Source organism: Sinorhizobium mexicanum (genome assembly GCF_013488225.1).
In the GTDB taxonomy this organism is placed as follows: Bacteria; Pseudomonadota; Alphaproteobacteria; order Rhizobiales; family Rhizobiaceae; genus Sinorhizobium; species Sinorhizobium mexicanum.
This window is the reverse complement of the sequence record NZ_CP041239.1, coordinates 357,712-380,395: the sequence shown is the minus strand read 5'-3', so window position 1 is coordinate 380,395 and position 22,684 is coordinate 357,712. Positions and strand designations below refer to the sequence as shown.

The window sequence follows — 22,684 nt, the reverse complement described above, 5'->3', positions numbered from 1 at the left end:
TCCGCGACCGCTACGATGACCATTCCCTCTTACAGTCCGGGTTGAAGAGTGCCGGACGCTCGGACACCGATTGAGGACCCCTGGGCAATGGGTTCGTCATAAGGTGAAGTTGGACGCCGGGGGGAACCGGCAAGCTTACCAAGCGCTCAAATCTCTGGCGACGCGCCGCCACTGTTCATCAACCGCTGCGACGGGCTAAGATCGGAGTTAGATAATGGGTTTGCGCAGCACTTCCTCTCGCTACGGCGCCGGCGCCCAGGCCTTCCATTGGCTGACTGTCATGCTGGTTCTCGCCACCTATATGCTGAGCAAGGGCGATCGCTATTCGCTCTATTCCGCCGCCGCGGATGGGCTCCGCAGGATTCACGAGACGCTCGGGGTGCTCGTCTTCATTGTCGTCGTGCTGCAGCTGCTATGGCGGCTGATCGACGGTGCGCCCGCGAAGCAGCCGATGGCGCGATGGATGGCTGCGGCCGCGAAGCTCGTCAAAATCGCGCTTTATGCGCTCCTCGTCGCGATTCCGGCAACTGCGGTGCTCGGTACCTGGCTCGAGGGGCTTCCCGTCACCCTTCTCGGCTTCGACATCGCCCCCCAGATCGCGGAGGCGCATGGACTGGGGCAGTCGATCATGGAAATACACGCCACCCTCGGCAACGTCATCCTATGGGTTGCCGGCGTGCATGCAGCCGCGGCTCTCTTCCACCACTTCTATCTACGCGACGAAGTCTTTCAGTCGATGGCTCCGGGCGGATGAATGACTGGTCCGAGCTACTGCGGTGAGACGTTTTCCCTATGATTTCGGGTTGCGTTAGCAATACGCCGGCAGGCGACGGGGGGGAGCGACGGCGGCGATCTGGGCCATGGTGAAACGGGATCGGTGACCCGAGCCTCAAACGCCGGACACCCGGCAGTATGACGCCGGCGCGACCGGCGTCGGCAGGACGCAAGGCGGCGATGATATAAACCAAGCGATGCAGCCATATCCATTTCTTGCCAAGTCGCCGGACCGAGAAACTGTTGGAGGTCACGGTAAGCGCCAGCAGTCCCGCCATGCCGAACATGATAAACGGCCGCTTCAACACGTCGTCGACGACTGCCTGCGCGTCCAGCACCTAATCGAGGATCATGTGAGCAAACAAGTTCCCTTCGGCAGTTTTGTTACAGATGTTTTAAAATTTTCAAGATCTCTTTAGCTCGAGTTTCAAACTTGCTGCGGGTGCGAAAAAAAACGCGGCGTTCTGTAACGAACATGCCGATGCAACCGTAAAAACCTCTGTCGGACGCCTGAAAGCAGACCCAAGGGAACCGGATGGCGTCCCTCATCAAGGAGCAGAAGATGAAATTCGATGCATACGATCTGGCAACCAGCAGCGATAACCCAATGGCACTGCGGGCCTTCGAAACCGCTGTCTTCGAACTGGCGACGCACCGTCCCAACACCGGCTTGGCGCTAAAGGCAACGCTTGCCGCCGATCCCCAGCACATCGCGGGCCATGCTCTGAAAGGGTTCGCCAATCTTATCCTTGCACGTTCGGAAATGAGCATTATCGCCGCCTCAGCATTGGAGGGTGCACGCGCGGCTCTTGCAGCGAACGCCGGCGGTACCGACGACGAGCGTATTCTCGTAAAAGCACTGGAGGTTGCGGTCGACGGTTCCTTTTCTCGAGCCGCGGATATTCTTGATTGCGGCTATGAGGATCGGCCGGCCACGTTCCTGCCTTTCAAGATTTCGCAGGCCCTGCGCTTCATGCTTGGCGACGCTGCGGGAATGCTGAAGGCTAGCACGAGAGCTGTCCAGAATCTGGATGCCGGCGGACGGGCCGCGGGTTTCCTTCTTGGCTGCCACGCGTTCGCCCTTGAGGAGCACGGGCGCTATGCCGAGGCACTTGACGCTGGCCAGCGTGCCGTAGCGCTCCAGCCGGATGATTCCTGGGGTCTGCATGCCGTCTCGCATGTCTTCGAAATGCGCGGTGATACTTCTGAAGGGATCGACTGGCTGGAAGGGAGCCGCAAAGCATGGTCGCGCTGCAACAATTTCTCCTTCCACATGGCTTGGCATCTCGCTCTGCTGCACCTGGAGCGGGGCGATCATGATCGCGTTTTGGAGATCTACGACGACGAGATTCGACCGCAACGGACTGACGATTTCCGCGACATGGCAAACGCCGTGTCGCTGCTGTGGCGCCTGGAGCAATCGAGGGTCCACGTCGGCGAGAGGTGGATGGACGTTGCGGAAATCGCTTATCGCCGACGTTCCGATACGACTTTGATTTTTGCGGCACTTCATAATCTTGCGGCTATGGTTGCTGTCGGCGAACGTGAGGGCACCGCCGCGTTGGTGGCCGAGATCGACGCAAAGGCGCTCGGCACGGGCGACCAGGCGCGCGTGGCGGCAGAAATCGGCGCCCCGATGGCCCGCGTCCTCGCCGGGATCGGCGCGCCCGCTGATCGCCAGATGATCGACCGCATGGTCGCCAATCTTCCCAAAATTGGCGGGAGCAACGCCCAGCGCGATTTCTTCGTCCTAGCTCTTGCCAAGGCAGTTGGCGCCGGAGGCGATAACGCGGCCGTCTCCCGCATCGGTCATATCCGTCAAAAGCTCAAGGCCGACGACCGGCTTTTCAAGTCCATCGAGCGCTCGGTCGGCATGAGATTGTCTGCCTGAACTTCCCCATCAATGAAGGAGCGATGCCATGTCGCTGGTGGAAATGAACAAGACAAATATCTTTCCAGAAATTCAGCCGAGCCTCGGCCGCATAATCGTGCTTGCCGGCCTTGCAGCCGACGTCACCTGGGAAATCTGGGCACGCCTGTTCACGCCCCTGTTGGTTGGTGGCCCGCTTGAGCCAGCGGCCCTCGTTCAGTCGGTATTTGGGTTCAACAACCTGCTGCTCGCAGAATCCATCCATGCCGTCGTCGGCATTATCTTTTATCCGATCGGCTATCTCTTTATCGCCCGCCCGCTCCAACGCCTGATCTTCCCGACGCTGCCTTTATTGCTCACCGGTATCGGGTTCGGAACCGGTCTCTGGATCTTCGCCCTCTACGTGATGGCGCACCTCTTTGCCGGTCTGCCCCCGTTTCTTGGTTTCATCACGCTGACCTGGGCATCGCTGATCGGCCATATCCTGTTCGGTACCGTCATCGCGTTCGTTGTGCGCCTGATGGAACGCTAGAAAGTGCCATGGAGGCGGCTTGCCCGGTTCAATATCCGCCGGGCAGGCTGTCCCAAATGAAAACTCGTTAGCAGCGTGATCTCAATGTCCCAAACCACAAGCTTCAATCGTGTCGCCGATGTCCTCGCCAGAACACTTCACGCCCATGGCGTTCGCCACGGGTTTGGCGTGCCCGGCGGTGAAGTCGTCACTCTGATCGATGCGCTGCAGGCTGCAGGGATCGCTTTTCACCTGGCGCGCCATGAGACGCCCGCTGCGATCATGGCCGCTGGCGCGAGCGTGATCAGCGCAACGCCCGAGCTCTTAGTCACGACCATCGGCCCAGGCCTCGCGAACGCTGTCAACGGCATCGCCGACGCGCTACAGGAACGCATCCCGCTCGTCGTCATTTCGGGGGTTGTCGATCGAGCGACCCGTGCACGCTATACGCATCAGGTTATCGACCATGCGCAATTGCTGCGCCCGCTGGTAAAGGCGTCGTTCGAGATCGAGCCGGATAGTGTGGCCTCGACGGTTGCCCGGGCACTGGCGATTGCCACCGCGGAACCGGCCGGCCCCGTCCATATCGATCTGTCACCGGCCGTGGCGGCGCTTGCGAGCCCTAACTATGGTGGCGTTGTGCCACCGCTGCGGTTCGTGCCGTCGGTTGCTGTGACCGATCCCGCCATTCGTCGACTCTCCGATCGGATTGCCGCGGTCGAGCGGCCACTGATCATCGTCGGTTTCGAAGCGGCGCGCGGACATGCTGGTCCGGCGCTCAAGCAACTTGCCGAGACGATCGAGGCACCTGTCCTCACCACATACAAGGCAAAAGGCGTTCTGCCGGAAGATCATCCGTTGTCGCTCGGGGCGGCCGGTCTTTCCCCTCTTGCCGATCGGGTCCTCCTGAATCTCGCGCGAGAATCAGACCTCGTGCTGATGATTGGCTATGATCCGATCGAAATGCGGCTCGGCTGGCTGGATTTCGTGGAAGATCCATCAAAACTGGTCGATATCACCAATGCCGTTTCAGACCACGGCATGCACCATGCCGGCATAAGAATTGCAGCCGCCCCCCGCACAGTGCTGCAGGCGTTGGCCGGCTCTGTCGTTGCGCGCAAAGGCTGGTCGGGCGGTGAGCCCGCCGCCGCGAAATCCGATCTTCAGGGCATCTTTTCAACCAGGCAGCCCTGGGGTCCTCACGCGATCGTTGATCTGCTGAACCAGATGGCGGGCGACGACGGGCTGGTGACTGTCGACAGCGGTGCCCATCGCATCCTCCTCTCACAGAAATGGGTGGCGACCAAACCACTCTCGTTGCTGCAATCGGCAGGATTTTGCACCATGAACGCGGCGCTGCCGCTGGCCATTGGTGCCAAAGTCGCTGATCCGTCCCGGAAAGTTTTTGCGGTCATAGGCGACGGGGGCCTTGAGATGGGCATCGGCGAGCTCGCCACCATCCGCGACCTCAAGCTGCCGGTCACTATCGTGGTGTTCCAAGACCGCTCCCTTGCCTTGATCGCACTCAAACAAGCATCCGCCGGACTACCCCCGGCCGGCGTCACTCTCGGTGAAACTGACTTTGCTGCCGTCGCACGGGGTTTCGGTGGTCATGGCGTAAATGTGGAGAATGCAAATGCCTTCCGCGACGAGCTTGAGGCTGCCGGCGAACGAGCAAGCTTTACGGTTATCGCCTGCAGGTTCGACGCACGCGCATACGACGGCGCCTTCTGAACCGAGCCTGACCTCACAGCCGGTCCCCCAGAAGGTGAAACGCCTGCGCGATCCGCGACTGGACTTCTTCCGCGGTGTCGGCATGCTCATCATTCTTCTGGCGCACATACCAAACGACGGCTGGGCTTTGTGGATTCCGGCGCGTTTCGGTTTCTCGGACGCCACGGAGATGTTCGTCTTCCAATCGGGAATGGCTTGCGCCATTGCTTTCGGTTCGACTTTCGACCGTAGCGGTGCGTTCGTTCTCATCGCCCGCGTCGCCCAGCGCATCTGGCAGATCTTCTGGGCTCATGTCGTCATCTTCATCGTAGTGGCAGCCATCATGGTAGTCGCGGGAACGCGCTATGACGGTGTCACCTATGTCGACAGCCTGAACCTCGTACCCTTCATGAAGGATCCTGGCCATCTGCTGGTCGGGCTGCTGATGCTGACTTACGTGCCGAACTATTTCGATATCCTTCCGATGTACATCGTCATCCTGGTGCTGATGCCGCTGATGATCCTTGCTTCGAAAGTCGATCGCTCCCTGCCGTTCGTCTTGATGATCCTGCTGTGGTTAGCCGCACAGTTCGGCCTCACACGGCTGCCCGCTGAACCGTGGTCGGATCGCTCCTGGTTCTTCGATCCCTTCGGCTGGCAATTTCTGTTCTTCACGGGTTTCTTCCTGATGCGCGGCGTCCTACCGGCGCCGGGCTACGATCGCCGGCTGATGTCGCTCGCAATCGTCTTCGTGATCGTGACGGTGCCCTTCGCGTGGGTCCGTTTCCAGGAAGCTCATCCCTTCTTCCAGATGGCTGCGGCGCGCATCGCTCCGCTGACCGACAAAACCGATTTCGGCCTGCTGCGCTTCATTCACTTCATGGCGCTCTGCTACATTGCCGTCCATCTGGTCGGCGAAAGGGGATCGCGGCTGCGCGGTCCGGTCGTTCGGGTCTTATCCGTCGTCGGCCAGCAATCGCTTGCCGTCTTTATAACCGGCATGGTGATCGCCCAGCCGATCGGCATCGCGCTCGATCATGCCGGCCGCACGATCTGCGCCGAAGTGGTCGGTAACCTGATCGGGTTCGCAACACTTATCGGTACCGCCTATCTGGTTCGTTGGTTCAAACTTTCTCCCTGGAAATCGTGAGGCGTTGATGACTGACCATCGGAAACCCGCCAGCCTCGAAGGACTGCGTATTCTAGATCTCTCACGCATCCTTGCGGGCCCGACCGCGACACAGCTCCTCGCCGACCTGGGCGCACAGGTCATCAAGGTCGAGCGGCCCGATGTCGGCGACGATACCCGCAGCTGGGGCCCGCCCTTCGCGCCGAATGCCGATGGAAGCGACAGCGATCTCAGCGCCTATTTTCTCTCGGCCAACCGCAACAAGCGATCAATCGCGATTGATCTCGCAAGCGACGATGGTGTCGCCCTAGTCAAGAGATTGGCCGCCATTTCGGACGTCGTCGTCGAGAACTACAAGCGGGGAGACCTTGCGCGCCGCGGCCTCGGCTATGACGATATCAGGAAGATAAAGCCGGATATCGTCTGGTGCGCGATTTCCGGCTTCGGCCAGACAGGCCCCTGCGCCGATCGCACCGGCTACGATTTCCTGATCCAGGCGATGGGCGGTGTCATGAGCATCACCGGCGAGAGCGATGCGGATGGGGGACGGCCGGTCAAGGTTGGCATGGGAATCGCCGATGTCATGTGCGGCATGTACGCGACCGTCGGCATTCTGGCCGCCCTTCGCCATCACGACCGCACGGGCGAGGGCCAATATATCGATCTGGCGCTTTACGATGCGCAGGTCGCATGGCTCATCAATGCCGCAACTAACTATTTGACGTCCGGCAAAGTGCCTGGAAGGATCGGAAACAGGCATCCGAACATCGCTCCCTATCAGACTTTCACGACGGCTGATGGCGAAATAGCGATTGCAGTCGGAAACGATCAGCAGTTTGCCCGTTTCTGCGAGGCCATCGGCGCGCCGGAGCTAGTCAACGACGAACGCTTCGCTCGCAATCGTGACAGAGTGGTGAATATCGAAGCGCTGGACCAGCTTGTCACCGAGGCGTTAAAAAAGGACACGGCGGAAAACTGGGAGCTGCGTCTCATTGCCGCCGAAACTCCCGCCGGTCGGGTGGCGACGATCGACCAGGTCGTTTCCTATCCGCAAACCGTGGCGCGCGAGATGGTGGTCGAGATGCACACGCAGGACGGGCGCCCCCTGCGACTTCTCGGAAATCCCCTCAAGATGTCGGCAACGCCGGTGCGTTTCGACCGACCTCCACCGCATGTCGATCAAGATCGCGACGATATCCTTTCGGAGCTTTCGCAAATCGAGATGCGCAACTCCGACGTAAACATGGATGAACGTCGAAGTGAACGGCAGGCTTCGAAGGGATAAGGTCGTGCCAGTCGACCATGCTTCGCAAAAGCTTACTGCCATAGACTACTTCTGCAACAGGTCGGCAGTCCAACAAAAACCTCGACCCCATCTAGCTGCAGTCGCTTGCTCGACTAACCCATTCAGCTCCCGCAGCAACGCCGTCCGACAACAACGCAGACGGCTCGGGCGATTTGGTGGGGAATTCGGTATGCGGGTCATGGCTATTCTAGTGCAATAATTGAGAACCAAATACTTGGACGTCATGAGCGTCACAGCACTCCATTGACGCCAGGCGCCGGGAACGGTCCACTTCACGCAACGCGAGCGTGTCGCTCGCAGGAACCCTGGCATTTTCGCCAATCAGAATCCCGGTGCGCAGTATTTTTTGACGCTAAGACATTGTTACGCTGGACATGCTAGTATTCGCCGTAAGCGACAGTCCTCATTTTGGAAAGCCGACAGCCGTCAGGCCGGCATCAAGCCAATCGGCGCGAGCCTTGTGGCCGCCGTTATGGATGCACATGATGAGGTCACCGCGGAGACAGTCAGGGACGCTGCTACAAAGGATGCCATCCAGCGTGATTTTTTTGGTGTCCTTAATATTGCACTTAGCCCGTTCGCGCATGATCGCCATGCTCTTGAAAGCGTCGCCTTGATGAGAATCCGCTCCGACGGCGCGCCCTGCGAGTGGGAATGTCCGGTCTGCCGTCCCATGGAAATGCACCATCGGCGGAATGCCGGTGACGCAGTCACTGGCCTTGGGAAGCGGATTCCAGAACACGCCGGAGAACGTTACCATCGCTGCCGTTCTCTCGCCCTGTTCGCAGGCCGTGTACCAAGCCCTCGAGGCCCCGATCGAGAAGCCACCGATCACGGTCTTATCTGGTGTAAACCCATATCGATTTCTCAGATCATCAAAAACGTCGCCCACGAAGGTCTTTTCGTCTCGTCCAGGTCGGGCGCCATTGGGAAAGGACCAGCTTCCGCCGATCCCATCGACCGCAACATACGCAAGATGGTGGGCGAGCGTCATGTTTACCAACGAGCGCTGCTCCATCTGCAACTTGGCGGAGCTCTTGAACCCATGGAAATAGACATAAACACCGCGAAGATCCCCATCCATTGGCAATTCGATGCGATAATCCCCTTGGCGGACCGTGCACGCTGTCTCACCGCCACAAACCGTTATCGCGCGGATATTTGAGGGAGCGATGGCGACCAGCATAAGAATGGTGAACAGACGAAACATAGGCGGCGTTCCTCTCCGATTTGATCGCAAGCACGTAGTGCGCGGCGGCGGGGCGAGCAATCTCCCTGTCCATCAATCCGGCGAGTGCAGCGACCGCTCCCATTAAAAAAGCATGAGCATTGATGATGGTGGCGAGCGCTGCCCGATAGGTATTGTCTCGGACATAGGCATCCTGCGTCCAGATGAGTTGATCGCGCGTCACGCCCTGGCTGGCGGTCACCATCCGGGAGAGACCAAGATTGGTGGCATCGGCCAGAATGGCGGCGAGAAGTGCGCTCTCGTTGGGGCAGCTTTCGCCGGTGCGCAGGTTTGTGAAGGCCGCCATGAAGCCGGTTTCGCGAGCGACTTCGTGCAGGAGTTCGGTGATGTGAATGCGCGGCATCATCGCATCGAGCCGATCGGCGAGCGCTTCCGCTTCGGGGGAGACCGCCGTCTTAACCGGCGAGATCTGCAGCCGATCTTCGACAAAGCGTACGCCTTCAAGCTGGTCCCGTTTGAGGCGCTGCGCAAACTTCTCCCGCTATTGGGCCTTGGCCAGTGGTGGCGGCAGTTCAATGTTCCAGCTGTCTACCGCCGTGAGCCATTTTCCACCCTCTTTTACAAAGATAAGGGCGAAACTACCTTTGCGGGCCTCGCCCTTATTAGGGTCGTTTGGGGTTGCGATCCAATGGCCGCTGATGGCAACGACTGTGTCGCTGAGCTTCTGGGTGTGCTCGCAAGTGCCTTTGAACGTGACGTCCGCAGGTGCTTCCGCATAGCTTTTTCGAATTGCTTCCCGACCGATCAGGATGCCACCAGGTAGCGTCGGGCCGATGTACGTCGCGTTTTCTGCGTAAAAGCCATTGACCAACTGGGCCGTATCACTCTTTGCTGCCAACGCACCGAAATTGTCGCAGGCCTGTTTTGCACCGGCCACCGGATCTTCATTATCAAGCGTCTTTTGCATCTTTAAAACTTGGTGCGTCTGTGCTTCGGCAGCGAAGGAAGTGCAAACCAGTTCCACAGTCACGAGCGCGGCAATTGCCAGTAGTCCGGTCTTCATCGTGGTCGGTCCCTTCTCATGGTTATACGATGGTAGCGGCGGCTTTTCGTGGAGCTGCTGGGCGCAATACCAACGGGAGACTGCCTCGGAAGACGATTATTTTGAAATTCCCTCTAACTATCATTTCGATATCAGCCAGCTATGGCGGCTATGCAAGCGGTAGGAATGTCGGAATCCACAGCGTTCCTGGTGTTTCAATCCACCCCATGTTGGCACGTCTTCCATACCTCTCACTGTCCCGATGAAGGAAACCGATGCCTGCCGGTGACGAGCATACGTGAGGACCGTCGCAGCAGTATTCCCCGGCGCTATGAAACCTATAAATGCCGGCCATTGGAAAACGTCGCCCCGTGCTGCGACAACTGAGTGCCTGTGTTGCAGATCTCGTCAAGTAACGCCGAGAGCAACCCGGGACGGATAACATTCAATGTTTGTGGAGAAAAAGGTATGCGTATTGCCCTACTGATCGCCGGAGCGGTTTCCAGCGCGGTTGCTGTAACGGCCGCATTCGCCCAGTCCGAGTCCAATGACGGCAGCGCGACGACGAAGAAGCGCTATCTGCCCGAGTACACCGAATCGGGCGATCTGATCCTGCCGAAGGATTACAACAAGTGGGTGTTCGTCGGCTCGCCGCTCACTCCCAATGCGCTCAACGGCGGCAAGGCCAATTTTCCTGAATTTCACAACGTCTACATCGAGCCGGGCTCATACGAAATCTACAAGAAGACCGGTGAGTTCCCGGAAGGAACGATCTTCTTCAAGGAACTGCAGCTGACGCTTCCGGCCGAGAACCCGGATGGATCGCGCACCGAGCCCTCCGGGCGAGGCTTCTTCCCCGGAAAGCTGAACGGCGCCGACGTCACGGTCAAGGACACCAAGCGCTATGCCGACACCGGCGGCTGGGGTTACTACAACTTCAACCACCACGAGCCGAAGGCAGCGACGGCCAAGCTGCAGCCCAAATCAGAGTGCGCCTTCTGCCACATCGCGAGCGCCAAGAAGGACGACGTCTGGACCCAATTCTACCCGCTGCTGGACGACTGAATTAGCCAACGAACGCTTGGCGTCGCCCTGGTAGGATCGTCCGCGATCGGCGCCTCCGGGGGCTCAAAGGATCTGCACGTGGTCTATGCGTTGCAGTCGAGGAGGTAACGGCGACCCAGAGAGGGTCCGCTCGTGGTTGAATTGACGTGGCGAGGGGTGACCCGCGAACGGACACGCCGGGCCTTGCAGCAGCCAAAGCGCTGCCGCGTGTTTCGCGCCAATTGCACCAAGGATAATTAGCAGGCCGGCAAGGCCGAGACGAAACGATGAAGAACGAAGACCAACCTATAGGCAGAAGGAGAAAGCCCGTGAAGATCCGAACTCTCATCGCCGCCCCCTGCGCGGCCGCCGCCTTCTCGATGGCCGGCCCGATCTACGCCCATGATAGCGAGCCGCAAACCGTCACGAAGAACTTCGAGGCGGCCATTCCCAATATCCCTGGCAAGTCGCTGATTGCCGTGGAAGTCGATTACGCGCCGGGCGCGGCCACTCCGTCCCACACCCACGCGAAGTCGGCTTTCATCTACGCCTATGTGATCTCGGGCGCGATCGAGTCGAAGGTGAATGACTGGGAGACGCGCATCTACCGGCCAGGAGAGAGTTGGTCCGAGCCGCCGGGCGCGATCCATTCGATCAGCCGCAACGCGAGCGAGACCGAGCCGGCGAAGCTGCTCGCTGTTTTCGTCCTCGATACCAATGACAACCCGCTGACCACGCCCATCAAATAAACCTTCAGACGCGTTGAGATGAACGAGGGTTTTCGGTCGCAATGCGGAGGAGATCCCCATGCCGCCGAACCTTGTCCTGCAACGCCGTAATGGTGTCGGTAGGGCCTCCCATGGGCGCGCGCCGCCCGAGAAGTTTTCTTTCCTGGCTCTCTGCCGGACAACCCAGCAAAGAGCCCCGCATCACCTAGCGCGGCGCATCGCAAAGATGATCAGCGTCGTCCGGCGAACGACGAAGGAGAGTAAACCATGAAGATAGTCGTGATCGGCGGTACTGGCCTGATTGGCTCGAAGACCGTTGCCGTTCTGCGCCAGGGCGGCCACGAGGTCGTTGCGGCGTCGCCCAAACGTGGCGTCAACACCCTCACCGGGGAAGGGCTCGAAGAAGCTTTGGCTGGCGCACAGGCAGTGATCGACCTTTCCAATTCGCCTTCATTTGATGCCGAGGCGGTGTTGGAATTCTTCGAGGCCTCCGGCCGCAACCTTCTCGCGGCAGAGGCCGCGGCGGGCGTTCGTCACCATGTCGTCCTATCCATCGTCGGAACCGACCGGTTACCCGACCAGGGTTATTGCCGCGCCAAAGTCGCGCAAGAGAAACTGATCGAGGCTTCCGGTATCCCCTACACGATCATTCGTTCGACTCAGTTCCTGGAATTCCTCGGCGCAATCGTCGATGCGAGTACGGATGGAGGCGTCGTCAGGCTTGCGCCGGGCCTGCTTCAGCCTATCGCGGCCGACGACGTCGCCGAAGTGGCCTTCGCTAATCCGCGAAACGGGATCGTCGAGATCGCGGGCCCGGAACGAGCGCCGTTCAACGAAATCGTCGCTCGCTATTTGAAGGCCGTCGGCGACCGGCGCATTGTCGTGAAAGATCCCCAAGCCCGATATTTCGGTGCGCGCCTCGAGGAAACGTCACTCGTACCACTGGGCGAGGCGCGTCTCGGCCGCTTCAATCTCGAGGAGTGGTTACGCCGCTCGCAGAAAAGAGCCTGATCATGCGGTCGCGACCGCCGGCGATCAACAAGCCCAGGCGATGACCGCTCACGTTTCGCCTGGAGCAGGTTTTGCATGGTTATCTAGGAAAGACCGATATGACCAAACGACTGGACTATAACCAAATCGCTCCGAATGGCGCCAGGGCCCTCGGCGGAGTCTATGGCTATGTCATGCAGAGCGGCCTGCCGGCCGAGCTGGTGGAGTTGGTGTATCTGCGCGTCTCGCAGATCAACAACTGCGCGTATTGGGTCGACATGCATACTTGCGATCTCACAAAGTCGGGCGTGCCGATCGAGAAGCTCGCCCTGGTTCACGCCTGGGAGGAAGGCGGCAATCTCTTTACCGACACCGAGCGCGCCGCCCTGGCCTGGGCCGAGACGGTGACACGCATCACCCGAACCGGCGTACCGGACGAAGCATACCAGGCAGCGCTTGCGGTCTTCGGCGAGAAGGAACTCGTCGACCTAACGATCGCCATCAGCCTGATGAATGTCTACGATCGCATGGCGATCAGCTTCCGCAACCCGCCCCAGGCGGCGATCAAAACCTGACCGAAGCGCACTGACCCAGGGCGCTGACAGCTTGAAGGAGTTCTTCTCATGAAAATCCTTGCTGCCGGCGCCGCCGGTGCGGTGGAACTTCCCACGGTGCGCGTGCGCTGGTCACGAGGTCTTGGGCATGACGCGAGCCGGCCTTCAGGAGTAGTCGCCGCTGCCATAGGGCGTGAGATGTCCCAGATGGTCCTTCTTTCCCACCGCGGCTCCAAGATGCCGTAGAATCGCGTTCGCGACCGCGATATGGAAAAAGAAATCCGCTAGTACGACGTGTCGAATGTAATCATTCCCGCCAAACCAGCCTCGTGCAACGGACGGTGTCAGTTGATAGGTGTTGGTCTGAGCACTCATGAGTTCTACGGGCTGGATCGTTTGCAGGAAGCCGCGCGTCTCTAGAAGACGTCCTCGAAGGGCGGGATAGATCATCGCGACGATTCTTGGAGTCGGCCAGCCTCGATTCATAAGCTTGGTCAAGTGCAGCTCGACCTTGTTGCAGTTGACCGCGAACTGTTCACCGAACGTCAGCATGCCGGGAGCAAGTTTGGCAGTCAGTACGCTTCCCGGATCAAGGCAATTGGAGCGCTCCAGCTTTTGAGCGTGATCCAGATAGTCATCCATAACCGCTAGTCCCTGCAGCATTACTGGGACGGTGACGTCGTATATCGAAAAGCACATGTACTCTCCAGCGTGCCGGATACCGCCATGCATTGCGCTAGTAGGCGCAGAAAGGAGCTCCTTCCTCAGCCGAACTCTCGCCAAGTCGTCCAAATTTTTCGCTATGCGTCTTCCACTGCACGCATCGCGAAAGAATGAGTATTAAACGTCCCGGATGGAATTCGAAATTCCATTTGGCCATGATTTCGATTGGCTTTGGGTATCGTTGGCGTGAGGCCCGGAACCGGCGGGGCGACGGCGAATTTTCGGACGAAGCAGCTCCTCTTTTCCAACCGAACTCATATCAGGGTCGAACCCAGACGACGCGTTGCGTCGGCTGGGCGGACGATTGGAAACGCATTGGGGACTCGCTGTGCCACGCAAGAATGTACGGTGATTCTATCGGCTGCGACTTTACCGCGGCCGTCATCTGACATGTCACCGAAAGCGGAAACTATGCTTCATGTAAACAACAGCATCGACCCTGTCGAAAATGAATTTGCCCGAGATGTGATCGGCGGATTATCGGCTGATGCGAAGACCCTGCCGAGCCGTTGGTTATACGACGAGCGAGGATCTGCACTTTTCGAAGAGATAACCAAGCTTGACGAGTATTACCTGACTCGGGCCGAAACGTCGATCCTGCAAGAGCGGCAGAGGGACATCGCCGATTTTGTAAGGTCTGACGCGATTCTCGTCGAGTATGGTGCAGGAGCTGGCGTTAAGACGGAGCTTGTGCTGGCAGGGCTGCGTGACCCGCGTGGCTACGTGCCGATCGATATTGCGGACGCGTTCCTTGCAGAAACGTCGAAGCGGATTGCTTCGCGCTTCCCATCACTCTGGGTGCGCCCCATCGAGCGCAATTTCCTGGATGTGTTTGAGGTTCCGTTTGATGGCTCCGGCGGCGGCAGGGCGGGATTTTTTCCGGGCTCGACAATGGGGAATTTGAACACGATCGAGGCGCAGACTTTGCTTACGCAGATGGGACGTCACTTGGGCGATGACGGGCGCGCCATCATTGGTGTCGATCTACAGAAGAATGTAGATACACTTCTACGCGCTTACGACGACAGCGCGGGTGTGACGGCCGCGTTTAACCTCAACCTCCTTGAGCGGATCAACACCGAACTGGGCGCCGACTTCCGTTTAGAGCAGTTCAAGCACGTGGCGCGCTGGAACGAGATCGAGAAAGCCGTAGAGATGCACCTGGTCAGCTTATGCGACCAGCGCGTTACTCTCTGTGAGCGGACATTCCTCTTCAGAACGTCGGAAACCATCCACACTGAGAGCTCGCGAAAATATACTCCGGAGAGCTTCGAGCGGCTTGCCCGCTCTGGCGGATGGAGGGTTGCAGAGGCTTGGCAGGATGCGGACGCGTTATTCGGCCTGTTCGGGCTCATTCGCTGCTGAGCGGCGATCGTCGGATTGTAATTCATCGAATTGGGGCGGCGAAAAAGGACCCTTTGCTGCCCATTCATGCGTTGACTGAAATTATCATATTTGGGCGGGGAGACTACACCGAGCCGCATAGCTGCGCGACTGTGCACCAGCCTTCTTCGAGGGCGAGCGCAAATATTGATGCTCAACAGCCAATCGGGCCGGACCGCATAAGACCTTTCACCTGACGCGCGACGCGGCGCGCCCGCGTCAGGCAGTGCTGTCTCAAGCCTCCGATCGTCGAGCTGATGTGAGCTGATGCACCGTGAGGCTTTCTGGACGTGGCAGGCGAACCGCTTTGGCGAATATCGCGAGCTGATCTCGACAAACTGATGGGGACAATGGACGTGGCCTCGGCCCGGTTGTCCGAGTGCCTGGTCGCCGCTCGGGCCTGCCTCCACATCGAGAGAGGCGATCTGCCGACCATAATTTATGGTCTCACTGGTTCCGGCATGATCATCATCGAAGGCGAAGCAGCGATCGAGCTCGTCCCGCACATGCTCGTCGTGGCGCCGGCGAATAAGTCGATCGACATCGTCGCGGCCGGTTCATCGTTCGGGTGCTCCCGTTCTGGCGCCGGCAGCATCAAGAAAAGCACCTTTGCTCCTGGCTCGGTGCACCGCTGCGCGATCGGCGAAGGCGAAGCGGCATTGTCGCTCGTCTGCGGTTGCTTCCATGCGGTTTACGGTCCGGGACTGGATCTCTTTGCTTCGCTCGCTTCGCCGGTAGTCGAAACCTTTGATGCGTATGATCAGCTCGACCAGGTCATGAGCTATGCGATGGTTGAACTTGCCGCGCGCGAGATCGGTGGCGGACCGATGGCGTCGGCGCTATTCAAGCTCGTGCTGCTGACCCTGCTTCGTCGCAGCCTGACGTCGGCAAACACTTGGGTGGAGCACCTTTCTCTTCTGAATGACCCGCCGATAGCGCGCGCGTTTGCCGAAATGGCATCCTGTCCGGCGGCGGAGTTCAGCGTTCAAACCCTATGCAGATCGGTAGGGTTGAGCCGCTCGGCGTTCATGGCGAGGTTCACGGCCGCGTTTGGTGAATCTCCGATGTCCGTCCTGCGACGTCTTCGCATGCGGCATGCGGCAGGTCTGCTGGCTGCCAATGCAGCGTCCATCGACCAAGTTGCACTTCACGCCGGATATCAGAGCCGCAGCAGCTTCACGCGAACCTTCCGCAAGCATTACGGGACCGACCCTTCAGACTATCGGTCGGAAGCGAAACGCGTCCTGGTCGCCTGCGACATCGAAGCGGACGGCGCCCCGAGTGATGAGCCGCCCGCGGCCCTTAAGGTGGGGTGACGACGGCAGTCCGTCCATTACCTTACATCCACACCTTTCCAGAATGCGATGTAGCCTTTGATGGCCGCGGCCGCATCGGAGGGCTCGGCGTAATACCATGCTGCGTCCTCATTCACTTTGCCATCGACGACAAGCGAACAGTAATTCGCAAGGCCCTTCCACGGACATCGGCTGGTCGTCGGGCTCTGCCTAAGATACCGCCTATCAACGGACTCCGGCGGGACGTAGTGGTTGCCTTCAACGACAACGGTATTCTCCGATTCCGCTATCACTGTCCCGTTCCATGTCGCGACTGCCATTTCTCGTTCCTTTTTTTGCTATGAGTTCAAGCCGAAAGTCTCGCTTTCTATGGCCTTGAGGACGATCGTCGGGTTTGTAGTGCTGTCCACTGGTTTCAGTCGTTCTACTGCAGCCAGATCACCGATGTCGGCAAAGATTGTCGACGTCGTGCGCACCTGTTCGATTGACGTCACAGTCATTTCCTTTCGGCGTTGTCGGCGTTGCGCGGCCCGATTGCCACTGGATCGAACTCACCCATCGTACCAGCCCCTCGGTCGGCCCCAGACAGATGGTCCGTGAATGCGCGGTCAAACCGGCTTACGTGATTTCTCTTCCTCGACGGCTACGGGCGCGTTCGCTGAAAGGCGGATAGCGACCAGGCCGAGGTCGATAAAGTGATTGTGTCCCTTGACTGCCCCCACCACTCGCGTCGTTGGTATGATGCGGCTATCGACAATGGCGTCGACCTTGCCTACATGTACGCCGTCGGCGCCGATCACCTCCATGTCGGGAACGATCTGTTGCTTTCTCATAGGTGTCCCCTTCAGATTGGGATCAACGTATCTTGGTTCGCAGGCCTTCACGCATCCTCAGCGAGCCTCAGGCCCGAAAACTGCCATCGAGCATGTCCGGGGAAGAAGTTTCGATAGCTCGCGCGGATATGGCCTGGCGGGGTGACGCAGGAGCCCCCGCGCAGCACGAATTGACCTGACATGAATTTGCCGTTGTACTCGCCAACGGCACCCTCAACCGCGCGAAACCGCGGATATGGGGAGAAGGCGCTGCGGGTCCACTCCCAGACATCCCCGAACATCTGCTGAAGACCGCCAAGGTGGGGTGATGCCGGCTTGGGACGAAGACGATGCGTGTCGAGGAAATTGCCCTGGATCGCGATCCCCTGAGCCGCGGTTTCCCACTCAATCTCTGTTGGAAGGCGCTTTCCGGACCATGTCGCGAATGCGTCTGCCTCAAAGTAGCTTATGTGAGTGACCGGTGCGGCGGGATCGAGGGGTTGGAAACCTCTCAGTGTCGTCGTCCAGTTTTGTCCGAAGCGCTCCTCCCAATAGAGAGGTTCGGACCATCCTTCGGCCTGCACTTTTGCCCAACCCTCTGATAGCCATAGGAGCGATTTCTTATAGCCACCGTCATCGATGAAGTCCGCCCACTCGGCATTCGTGACAAGTCGATTGGCGAGCCGGAAAGGTTCGACCAGGGCGCGATGTCGCGGACCTTCGCTATCATACGCGAATCCAACGGATCCATGCCCAACCTCAACGATCGCCCCGTCGAACTCGGTGAAGGAGAGCGGGGGAAGATCAGCAGTCTCCACGTCGACGGGCCCAGGATCACGATAAGCTGGATGAAGCGGGTTCTGAGCGAACAGATGCAAGAGATCGGTGAGCAAGAGCTCCTGATGTTGCTGCTCATGGTGACAGCCAAGCTCCACCAGCTCTGCTATGCGGCGGTCTGAGCCCGTGCGCAACAACGAGTCGAGCGCGTCATCGACATGCTTGCGATAATCCAGGATCTGACTCAACGCGGGTCGTGTGATCATCCCGCGTCGGGGCCGTGGCTGTCGCGCCCCGAGCGTTTCGTAATAGGAGTTGAAGAGAAAGTTGAAATCCTCATCAAAGGGTTCGTATGACGGGACATATGGCTTGAGTACCATTGCCTCGAAGAACCAGGTCGTATGTGCGAGATGCCATTTTGCCGGACTCGCGTCGGGCATGGACTGTACTGTCGCATCGGCATCGGAAAGTGGTTCACCCAGTCTTTCGCTGGTCTGACGCACTTCGTGAAAGAAGGTGTGGAGGTCATCTGGCGTGAGCGCCGTTTGGAAGAGCTGTGAAGGTTTCATTGCAAGACCTTGCAAGAGTTTTTCCATTGGCTATCGAGGACCGAAAGCCCAAGTCGAACACGTAGCTCATACAAGCTCGTGTCAGGGAGATCCCAAAGCCGTGTCCAACCGTCCAAAAGCCGTCGGCAACACGTACGGCTGGACGTAGTTACGTCTGCTTTCCGAAAACCGTCGGGAGTTTGTTAGCGTCGATCGAGAAGCCATTCTCGATTACTGTTCCAGCAGGGTCGATGATGACAAACCAAGGGGTACCGCCTGTGCGGTAATTCACCATCGTTGTCGGATAGAGTCCGTCTTGCGAGACCGTGTCGTGGCCGAACGGTATGCGTAGACCGTATCTCTTCTGATCGTGAATCAACTGCTCAGGCGTGTTCACCTCGACCCCTTCGAAGACCGTCTGAACGACGGCGAATCCAACATCATCAGGCGTCGATCGCTCAATCAGCGCAAGCAGCGTCGGGAATCCGTGCGAATGGCAACCAGGGCACCAATGCTGATAAAAGAACAAAACGCGATGCCGTGGACCTAGTTCTGTGAGTGTTAAGGGAGATCGCGGCTGCCCGGCTTCATCGATCCAATGCGGAACGAGGAGCTTTGGTGCAACGCTACCCAGAATGCCATGAGTCATGTCGAGCCCGCCAAGTCTCTGCGTTAAACATCACGCCGCGTTTCGCCGCGGCAGTTTCCAGTCCGGTCGAGCGAAGTGGCAGGTGTAGCCATTCGGGATGCGCTCAAGATAATCCTGATGCTCCGGCTCCGCTTCCCAGAAATCGCCGGCCGGCGCGACTTCTGTGACGACGCGCCCCGGCCACAAGCCGGACGCGTTGACGTCGGCTATTGTCTCTTCGGCCGTGCGACGTTGCTCGTCACTCGTGTAAAAGATCGCGGAACGGTAGCTCGTGCCAAGGTCGTTTCCCTGACGGTTGAGCGTCGTCGGATCGTGGATCTGGAAGAAGAACTCGAGCAGGTCCCGATAGGTTGTCTCTTCCGGGTAGAAGATGATCTCGATCGCCTCAGCGTGGGTGCCATGACTTCGGTAGGTCGCATTCGGCACGTCGCCACCGGAATAGCCGACTCTGGTCGAAATGACGCCTGGACGGCGCCTTATAAGTTGCTGCATTCCCCAGAAGCAACCCCCGGCAAGAATTGCGCGTTCGGTTTTTATAGCCATCGCTAAGCTCCCTGAGCGAAAAGTTTGAGGTATTCGCGATGACCCTCGATCTCAAGCTGATCACGATGAATGAAGCGGAGGGACGCCGAGTTCATGCAGTAACGCAGACCTCCCTTGTCCCGAGGCCGGTCGGGAAACAGATACCCCAGATGACTGTCGCCGTGCTTGGAGCGGACCTCTGTGTGGGTCATTCCGTGGGACCGGTCGACGTTCTCGACCACGTTCGTCGGTTCCAGGGGCCTTGTGAAGCTCGACCAACCCAGGCGGTCGAATTTATCGACGGACGTGAATCGCGGCCCGCCCGACACCACATCGACATAGAGCCCCGGTTCTTTGTCGTCCCAGTATTCGTTCTGAAACGGTCGCTCCGTGCCGTCTTGCTGGGTGACCCGGTACTGTTCTGGCGTCGGCAGCGACACTGCCTCGGGATCGTTGTTGTACGTGTTCATCTTCCGCACTCCTTTGCAGGCAAGCCATAAATAGGACCGCGAAATTCCATGGTCCAATGACCTGTGGCTATGGAATCGATGCCGTCGACGCCGCGCGCACGGCAGGAAGCACTGGTTTTTGCGGCCCTCGATCAGAGTGATTTCGTCCTCGACGTGCTTGTTCAAACGGTGGCAACGCCAAAGCTGTAACGCGGCTGATGAGCATGTTATGAAGAAGACACGAGGCCATGCGCCTTGTGTCAGGACAATTGCGGTCAGTAGGCCCAACCGCTACGCGGCTCCGGGGCGGCCTAGGGTCTTCCCTGCCCTTGCGGCGCTTGCCCCTCCCTACCCTTTCCGGGCTTCTTCTAGGCCGCCGTCACTTCCAGGCCGCGCTGCACGCCGGACGCGCGAGGCCACGGTCGAGCCACGCCTGCACGCGAAGAAAGCGGTCAAAGCCGACGAGCTCGCGGGCTTCGTAAAAGCCGATCAGGTTGCGCACCCAGCCGAGCAGCGAAATATCGGCGATGCTGTAGTCAGCACCCATCACCCAATCGCGGCCTGTCAGCCGTTCGTCGAGGACACCGAGCAGCCGTGCTGATTCGGTTGCGTAGCGGTCGCGCGGGCGCTTGTCCTTATAGGCCTTGCCGGCGAATTTGTTTGAAGAAGCCGACCTGGCCGAACATCGGCCCGACTCCGCCCATCTGCCACATCACCCACTGGATCGTCTCGTAGCGGGGTGTTCGGATCGGCCGAGATGAATTGTCCCGTCTTGTCGGCGAGATAGAGGAGGATAGCGCCCGATTCGAATAGCGCGAGTGGCGTGCCGCTCGGCCCGTCGGGGTCGTAGATTGCGGGAATCCTGCCGTTGGGGTTGAGGGCGAGAAAGGCCGGGTCGTGGCTTTCGTTCGCCATGATGTCGATCCGGTGCGGCTCATAGGCGAGGCCGGTTTCCTCGAGCATGATGCCGACCTTCACCCCGTTGGGCGTCGGGGCGGAAAAAAGTTGCAGCCGATCGGGGTACTGCGCCGGCCAGCGGGTAAAAATCGGATTGACTGTCACTTTCGTCCTCCTGGACTTGTCGGCTCATGCGAAAGCCCAGACGCATTTCCAAGACTCTTTTCCTGGGCGTGCATCCGGGCTTTGGCGTTACGCCTGCATCAGATGACACCTCCTAGGACTCTCGGAGATGATCGATGCCAGCGGATAGAGTTCAGATCGAGCCGGCAGGGGTCACGGCCGGAAAGTCCTTCTCGGGATCGAACACGTTGTTGAAAAAGTTCGTCAGGGAGTACATGGCCACCAGCGCGACGATTTCCATCACGTTCGCGTCGGTGTAGCCGGCATCGCGGACCGCTTTCACATCGGCGTCACCGACCCTGCCCTCGGGTCTCGATGACCTTGCGCGCGAACTGGACGGCGGCGTCCCGCTTCGGGTCGCTGGCATGGCCCTTCCGAGCGAGAATGATTTCATCGGCCGGCAGCTTGGCCATATGCTCGGCCGTAAAGCTGTGAACCGTCAGGCAGTAGTCGCAGCCATTCACTTCAGAGACGGCGAGGCCGATGCTGTCACGCGTCTTCACGTCGAGCGCCTTGCTCAAGGAGCCGAGCAGGGTGGCCCATGCGTTGAACGCGATCGGGCTCTGCGCGAAGGTCGCCATCATATTTGGGGTGAACCCGATGTTCCTGGTGAACGCATCGAGGGTCGGTTTCGATTCAGCCGGCACCTGTTCCGGCGTCAAGGCTACAGCTCTTGCCATTTATTCTCCGTAAGCTGCTGGTTTTACTGACTGTTATACGAGTTCAAGCACATCGGCCACCGGCAGGCGCGGCTTCTGCGGCCAGTTCCCGGCGCGCTCCGCCCCTATGGACAACAGCATGACCGGCACTTCGTCCTCGGCCAGGCCGAACTCGCTGTGCACGGCCTCTGCGTCAAAACCGATCATCGGCGTCGAACCCAAGCCCCATGAGCGAGCCACATAGATCATCGCCGCCGCGCCGAAGGTGGCCGAGCGTACCGCCTCGTCGCGCTGGCGCTGCGGCTGCTCGAAATACAGACCGCGTGCGGGGTTTTCCCACTCCGGCACCATCGCCGCCGGCATGATGCCCGCTTCCACGACCGGCGCCAGGCGCTGTGGTATAGTGCTGGCATCGGCCAGCTGGCCGACGATGATGAAAGTAACGGCCGCATCGCTGATCGCTGGCTGGTTCCAGGCGATCGGCAGTAACCGGGCTTTGGCTTCAGGCGTGCGTACGGCGATGAAGCGCCAGTTTTGCAAGTGAAAGGATGTGGGCGCGCTGGTGCCGATACGCACCAGCTCGCGGATTTGGTCATCGCTCAAGGTGGCGGTAGGGTCGTAGTACTTGGCGGCGCTGCGGCTCAGGATAGTTTCGATGACGGCGTTCGTCATGGTAACTCCGTTGGTCATGTTGGTTCCTATGCGTGAAGGGATAGGTTGAGGTAAAAAGTATTTTCGGGCTCTTTGCCGGAAATGCTGCGGGGCTGGAGCCCGCTCGACATCTCATGCCAGGGGCCTTGGGTAGTTTCCCAGGTTACACCCGGCGGGCCCGATTGGACGCAGCCGACCGATCTGGACAGCGCCGGCCGGCCGTTCCCGCCGCCTGGTCCGTCACGACGGTTGACTTCATCGTCCCCCTGCCTGTGTGCGGTAGGTC

22 protein-coding genes and 4 pseudogenes are annotated in these 22,684 nt (G+C 59.3%); 12 read left to right on the top strand and 14 right to left on the bottom strand.

Features of this window, described 5'->3' with window-relative positions:
- Positions 1-214: 214 nt before the first annotated feature.
- Positions 215-754 (top strand): cytochrome b, encoded by a 540-nt coding sequence (locus tag FKV68_RS21915; protein ID WP_245181777.1) that lies wholly within the window; start codon positions 215-217, stop codon positions 752-754.
- A gap of 193 nt (positions 755-947) precedes the next feature.
- Here FKV68_RS21915 and FKV68_RS33275 read toward each other — a convergent pair.
- Positions 948-1,109: pseudogene (locus FKV68_RS33275) on the bottom strand (protein-methionine-sulfoxide reductase heme-binding subunit MsrQ); the annotation flags it as partial.
- 227 nt (positions 1,110-1,336) lie between these two features.
- Between FKV68_RS33275 and FKV68_RS21910 the strand changes: the two are divergent.
- The 5 genes from FKV68_RS21910 to FKV68_RS21890 all read left to right on the top strand — a co-directional run bounded on the left by FKV68_RS21910 (position 1,337) and on the right by FKV68_RS21890 (position 7,282).
- Entirely contained in the window at positions 1,337-2,665 is a 1,329-nt protein-coding gene (locus FKV68_RS21910) for a tetratricopeptide repeat protein (RefSeq protein WP_180941722.1), read from the top strand.
- 28 nt (positions 2,666-2,693) lie between these two features.
- Complete coding sequence (locus tag FKV68_RS21905) at positions 2,694-3,176, top strand: hypothetical protein (RefSeq protein ID WP_180941721.1); 483 nt, start codon at positions 2,694-2,696, stop codon at positions 3,174-3,176.
- Between the two features lie 84 nt (positions 3,177-3,260).
- Complete coding sequence (locus tag FKV68_RS21900) at positions 3,261-4,889, top strand: thiamine pyrophosphate-binding protein (RefSeq protein WP_180941720.1); 1,629 nt, start codon at positions 3,261-3,263, stop codon at positions 4,887-4,889.
- A gap of 34 nt (positions 4,890-4,923) precedes the next feature.
- Complete coding sequence (locus FKV68_RS21895; RefSeq protein ID WP_246452650.1) at positions 4,924-6,018, top strand: OpgC family protein; 1,095 nt, start codon at positions 4,924-4,926, stop codon at positions 6,016-6,018.
- Positions 6,019-6,025: 7 nt separating this feature from the next.
- Positions 6,026-7,282: a CaiB/BaiF CoA transferase family protein gene (locus tag FKV68_RS21890; RefSeq protein WP_180941718.1), complete on the top strand. Its 1,257-nt coding sequence runs from the start codon at positions 6,026-6,028 to the stop codon at positions 7,280-7,282.
- 424 nt (positions 7,283-7,706) lie between these two features.
- On the opposite strand, the gene FKV68_RS21885 is transcribed toward FKV68_RS21890, so the two are convergent.
- The 3 genes and pseudogenes from FKV68_RS21885 to FKV68_RS21875 all read right to left on the bottom strand — a co-directional run bounded on the left by FKV68_RS21885 (position 7,707) and on the right by FKV68_RS21875 (position 9,555).
- Positions 7,707-8,513 carry a CE1 family esterase gene (locus FKV68_RS21885; RefSeq protein WP_180941717.1) on the bottom strand — a complete coding sequence of 269 codons (807 nt, stop codon included), beginning with the start codon at positions 8,511-8,513 and terminating at the stop codon, positions 7,707-7,709.
- A gap of 112 nt (positions 8,514-8,625) precedes the next feature.
- Positions 8,626-9,030: pseudogene (locus tag FKV68_RS21880) on the bottom strand (Tn3 family transposase); the annotation flags it as partial.
- Positions 9,031-9,033: 3 nt separating this feature from the next.
- Complete coding sequence (locus FKV68_RS21875) at positions 9,034-9,555, bottom strand: YybH family protein (protein ID WP_180941716.1); 522 nt, start codon at positions 9,553-9,555, stop codon at positions 9,034-9,036.
- 447 nt (positions 9,556-10,002) lie between these two features.
- Between FKV68_RS21875 and FKV68_RS21870 the strand changes: the two genes are divergently transcribed.
- The 4 genes from FKV68_RS21870 (at position 10,003) to FKV68_RS21855 (ending at position 12,871) form a co-directional block, all read left to right on the top strand.
- Positions 10,003-10,599 carry a cytochrome P460 family protein gene (locus FKV68_RS21870; protein WP_180941663.1) on the top strand — a complete coding sequence of 199 codons (597 nt, stop codon included), beginning with the start codon at positions 10,003-10,005 and terminating at the stop codon, positions 10,597-10,599.
- A 308-nt stretch (positions 10,600-10,907) separates the two neighbouring features.
- The gene (locus tag FKV68_RS21865; RefSeq protein WP_209647447.1) at positions 10,908-11,327 is read left to right on the top strand and encodes a cupin domain-containing protein; all 420 of its coding nucleotides are present in this window, start codon (positions 10,908-10,910) and stop codon (positions 11,325-11,327) included.
- A gap of 246 nt (positions 11,328-11,573) precedes the next feature.
- On the top strand, positions 11,574-12,317 hold the full coding sequence (locus FKV68_RS21860; protein ID WP_180941714.1) for an SDR family oxidoreductase: 744 nt from the start codon (positions 11,574-11,576) through the stop codon (positions 12,315-12,317).
- A 98-nt stretch (positions 12,318-12,415) separates the two neighbouring features.
- On the top strand, positions 12,416-12,871 hold the full coding sequence (locus tag FKV68_RS21855) for a carboxymuconolactone decarboxylase family protein (protein ID WP_180941713.1): 456 nt from the start codon (positions 12,416-12,418) through the stop codon (positions 12,869-12,871).
- 144 nt (positions 12,872-13,015) lie between these two features.
- Here the strand turns inward: FKV68_RS21855 and FKV68_RS21850 are convergent, their stop codons facing one another.
- Positions 13,016-13,549 (bottom strand): DUF1993 family protein, encoded by a 534-nt coding sequence (locus tag FKV68_RS21850; RefSeq protein WP_180941712.1) that lies wholly within the window; start codon positions 13,547-13,549, stop codon positions 13,016-13,018.
- Between the two features lie 435 nt (positions 13,550-13,984).
- Between FKV68_RS21850 and egtD the strand changes: the two genes are divergently transcribed.
- Positions 13,985-14,938, top strand: a complete 954-nt coding sequence (egtD, locus tag FKV68_RS21845; protein WP_180941711.1) for an L-histidine N(alpha)-methyltransferase — start codon at positions 13,985-13,987, stop codon at positions 14,936-14,938.
- Positions 14,939-15,297: 359 nt separating this feature from the next.
- Positions 15,298-16,272, top strand: coding sequence for a helix-turn-helix transcriptional regulator (locus tag FKV68_RS21840; RefSeq protein WP_180941651.1), 975 nt, complete (start codon positions 15,298-15,300; stop codon positions 16,270-16,272).
- Between the two features lie 17 nt (positions 16,273-16,289).
- Here the strand turns inward: FKV68_RS21840 and FKV68_RS21835 are convergent, their stop codons facing one another.
- The 9 genes and pseudogenes from FKV68_RS21835 to FKV68_RS21790 form a co-directional block, all read right to left on the bottom strand.
- Positions 16,290-16,571, bottom strand: coding sequence for a DUF427 domain-containing protein (locus FKV68_RS21835; protein WP_180941709.1), 282 nt, complete (start codon positions 16,569-16,571; stop codon positions 16,290-16,292).
- A gap of 288 nt (positions 16,572-16,859) precedes the next feature.
- Positions 16,860-17,084: a DUF2171 domain-containing protein gene (locus tag FKV68_RS21825; protein WP_180941707.1), complete on the bottom strand. Its 225-nt coding sequence runs from the start codon at positions 17,082-17,084 to the stop codon at positions 16,860-16,862.
- Positions 17,085-17,131: 47 nt separating this feature from the next.
- Positions 17,132-18,409 carry an ergothioneine biosynthesis protein EgtB gene (gene egtB, locus FKV68_RS21820; RefSeq protein ID WP_180941958.1) on the bottom strand — a complete coding sequence of 426 codons (1,278 nt, stop codon included), beginning with the start codon at positions 18,407-18,409 and terminating at the stop codon, positions 17,132-17,134.
- 148 nt (positions 18,410-18,557) lie between these two features.
- Positions 18,558-19,037 carry a peroxiredoxin family protein gene (locus FKV68_RS21815; protein WP_180941706.1) on the bottom strand — a complete coding sequence of 160 codons (480 nt, stop codon included), beginning with the start codon at positions 19,035-19,037 and terminating at the stop codon, positions 18,558-18,560.
- 30 nt (positions 19,038-19,067) lie between these two features.
- Positions 19,068-19,580: a peptide-methionine (S)-S-oxide reductase MsrA gene (gene msrA, locus FKV68_RS21810; protein ID WP_180941705.1), complete on the bottom strand. Its 513-nt coding sequence runs from the start codon at positions 19,578-19,580 to the stop codon at positions 19,068-19,070.
- 2 nt (positions 19,581-19,582) lie between these two features.
- The gene (gene msrB / locus FKV68_RS21805; RefSeq protein ID WP_180941704.1) at positions 19,583-20,029 is read right to left on the bottom strand and encodes a peptide-methionine (R)-S-oxide reductase MsrB; all 447 of its coding nucleotides are present in this window, start codon (positions 20,027-20,029) and stop codon (positions 19,583-19,585) included.
- Positions 20,030-20,376: 347 nt separating this feature from the next.
- Positions 20,377-21,070, bottom strand: a pseudogene (locus FKV68_RS21800) (glutathione S-transferase N-terminal domain-containing protein).
- A 151-nt stretch (positions 21,071-21,221) separates the two neighbouring features.
- A pseudogene (locus FKV68_RS21795) lies at positions 21,222-21,768 on the bottom strand (carboxymuconolactone decarboxylase family protein).
- A 33-nt stretch (positions 21,769-21,801) separates the two neighbouring features.
- Entirely contained in the window at positions 21,802-22,437 is a 636-nt protein-coding gene (locus tag FKV68_RS21790) for a nitroreductase family protein (protein ID WP_425347654.1), read from the bottom strand.
- Positions 22,438-22,684 lie beyond the last annotated feature (247 nt).

What these genes read in the sequence shown, in the direction of transcription:
- FKV68_RS21915 (WP_245181777.1), top strand. Translation starts at nt 215, where the DNA reads ATGGGTTTGCGCAGCACTTCCTCTCGCTACGGCGCCGGCGCCCAGGCC.
- FKV68_RS21910 (WP_180941722.1), top strand. Translation starts at nt 1,337, where the DNA reads ATGAAATTCGATGCATACGATCTGGCAACCAGCAGCGATAACCCAATG.
- FKV68_RS21905 (WP_180941721.1), top strand. Translation starts at nt 2,694, where the DNA reads ATGTCGCTGGTGGAAATGAACAAGACAAATATCTTTCCAGAAATTCAG.
- FKV68_RS21900 (WP_180941720.1), top strand. Translation starts at nt 3,261, where the DNA reads ATGTCCCAAACCACAAGCTTCAATCGTGTCGCCGATGTCCTCGCCAGA.
- FKV68_RS21890 (WP_180941718.1), top strand. Translation starts at nt 6,026, where the DNA reads ATGACTGACCATCGGAAACCCGCCAGCCTCGAAGGACTGCGTATTCTA.
- FKV68_RS21885 (WP_180941717.1), bottom strand. Translation starts at nt 8,513, where the DNA reads ATGTTTCGTCTGTTCACCATTCTTATGCTGGTCGCCATCGCTCCCTCA.
- FKV68_RS21875 (WP_180941716.1), bottom strand. Translation starts at nt 9,555, where the DNA reads ATGAAGACCGGACTACTGGCAATTGCCGCGCTCGTGACTGTGGAACTG.
- FKV68_RS21870 (WP_180941663.1), top strand. Translation starts at nt 10,003, where the DNA reads ATGCGTATTGCCCTACTGATCGCCGGAGCGGTTTCCAGCGCGGTTGCT.
- FKV68_RS21860 (WP_180941714.1), top strand. Translation starts at nt 11,574, where the DNA reads ATGAAGATAGTCGTGATCGGCGGTACTGGCCTGATTGGCTCGAAGACC.
- FKV68_RS21855 (WP_180941713.1), top strand. Translation starts at nt 12,416, where the DNA reads ATGACCAAACGACTGGACTATAACCAAATCGCTCCGAATGGCGCCAGG.
- FKV68_RS21850 (WP_180941712.1), bottom strand. Translation starts at nt 13,549, where the DNA reads ATGTGCTTTTCGATATACGACGTCACCGTCCCAGTAATGCTGCAGGGA.
- egtD (WP_180941711.1), top strand. Translation starts at nt 13,985, where the DNA reads ATGCTTCATGTAAACAACAGCATCGACCCTGTCGAAAATGAATTTGCC.
- FKV68_RS21840 (WP_180941651.1), top strand. Translation starts at nt 15,298, where the DNA reads ATGGGGACAATGGACGTGGCCTCGGCCCGGTTGTCCGAGTGCCTGGTC.
- FKV68_RS21835 (WP_180941709.1), bottom strand. Translation starts at nt 16,571, where the DNA reads ATGGCAGTCGCGACATGGAACGGGACAGTGATAGCGGAATCGGAGAAT.
- FKV68_RS21825 (WP_180941707.1), bottom strand. Translation starts at nt 17,084, where the DNA reads ATGAGAAAGCAACAGATCGTTCCCGACATGGAGGTGATCGGCGCCGAC.
- egtB (WP_180941958.1), bottom strand. Translation starts at nt 18,409, where the DNA reads ATGAAACCTTCACAGCTCTTCCAAACGGCGCTCACGCCAGATGACCTC.
- FKV68_RS21815 (WP_180941706.1), bottom strand. Translation starts at nt 19,037, where the DNA reads ATGACTCATGGCATTCTGGGTAGCGTTGCACCAAAGCTCCTCGTTCCG.
- msrA (WP_180941705.1), bottom strand. Translation starts at nt 19,580, where the DNA reads ATGGCTATAAAAACCGAACGCGCAATTCTTGCCGGGGGTTGCTTCTGG.
- msrB (WP_180941704.1), bottom strand. Translation starts at nt 20,029, where the DNA reads ATGAACACGTACAACAACGATCCCGAGGCAGTGTCGCTGCCGACGCCA.
- FKV68_RS21790 (WP_425347654.1), bottom strand. Translation starts at nt 22,437, where the DNA reads ATGACCAACGGAGTTACCATGACGAACGCCGTCATCGAAACTATCCTG.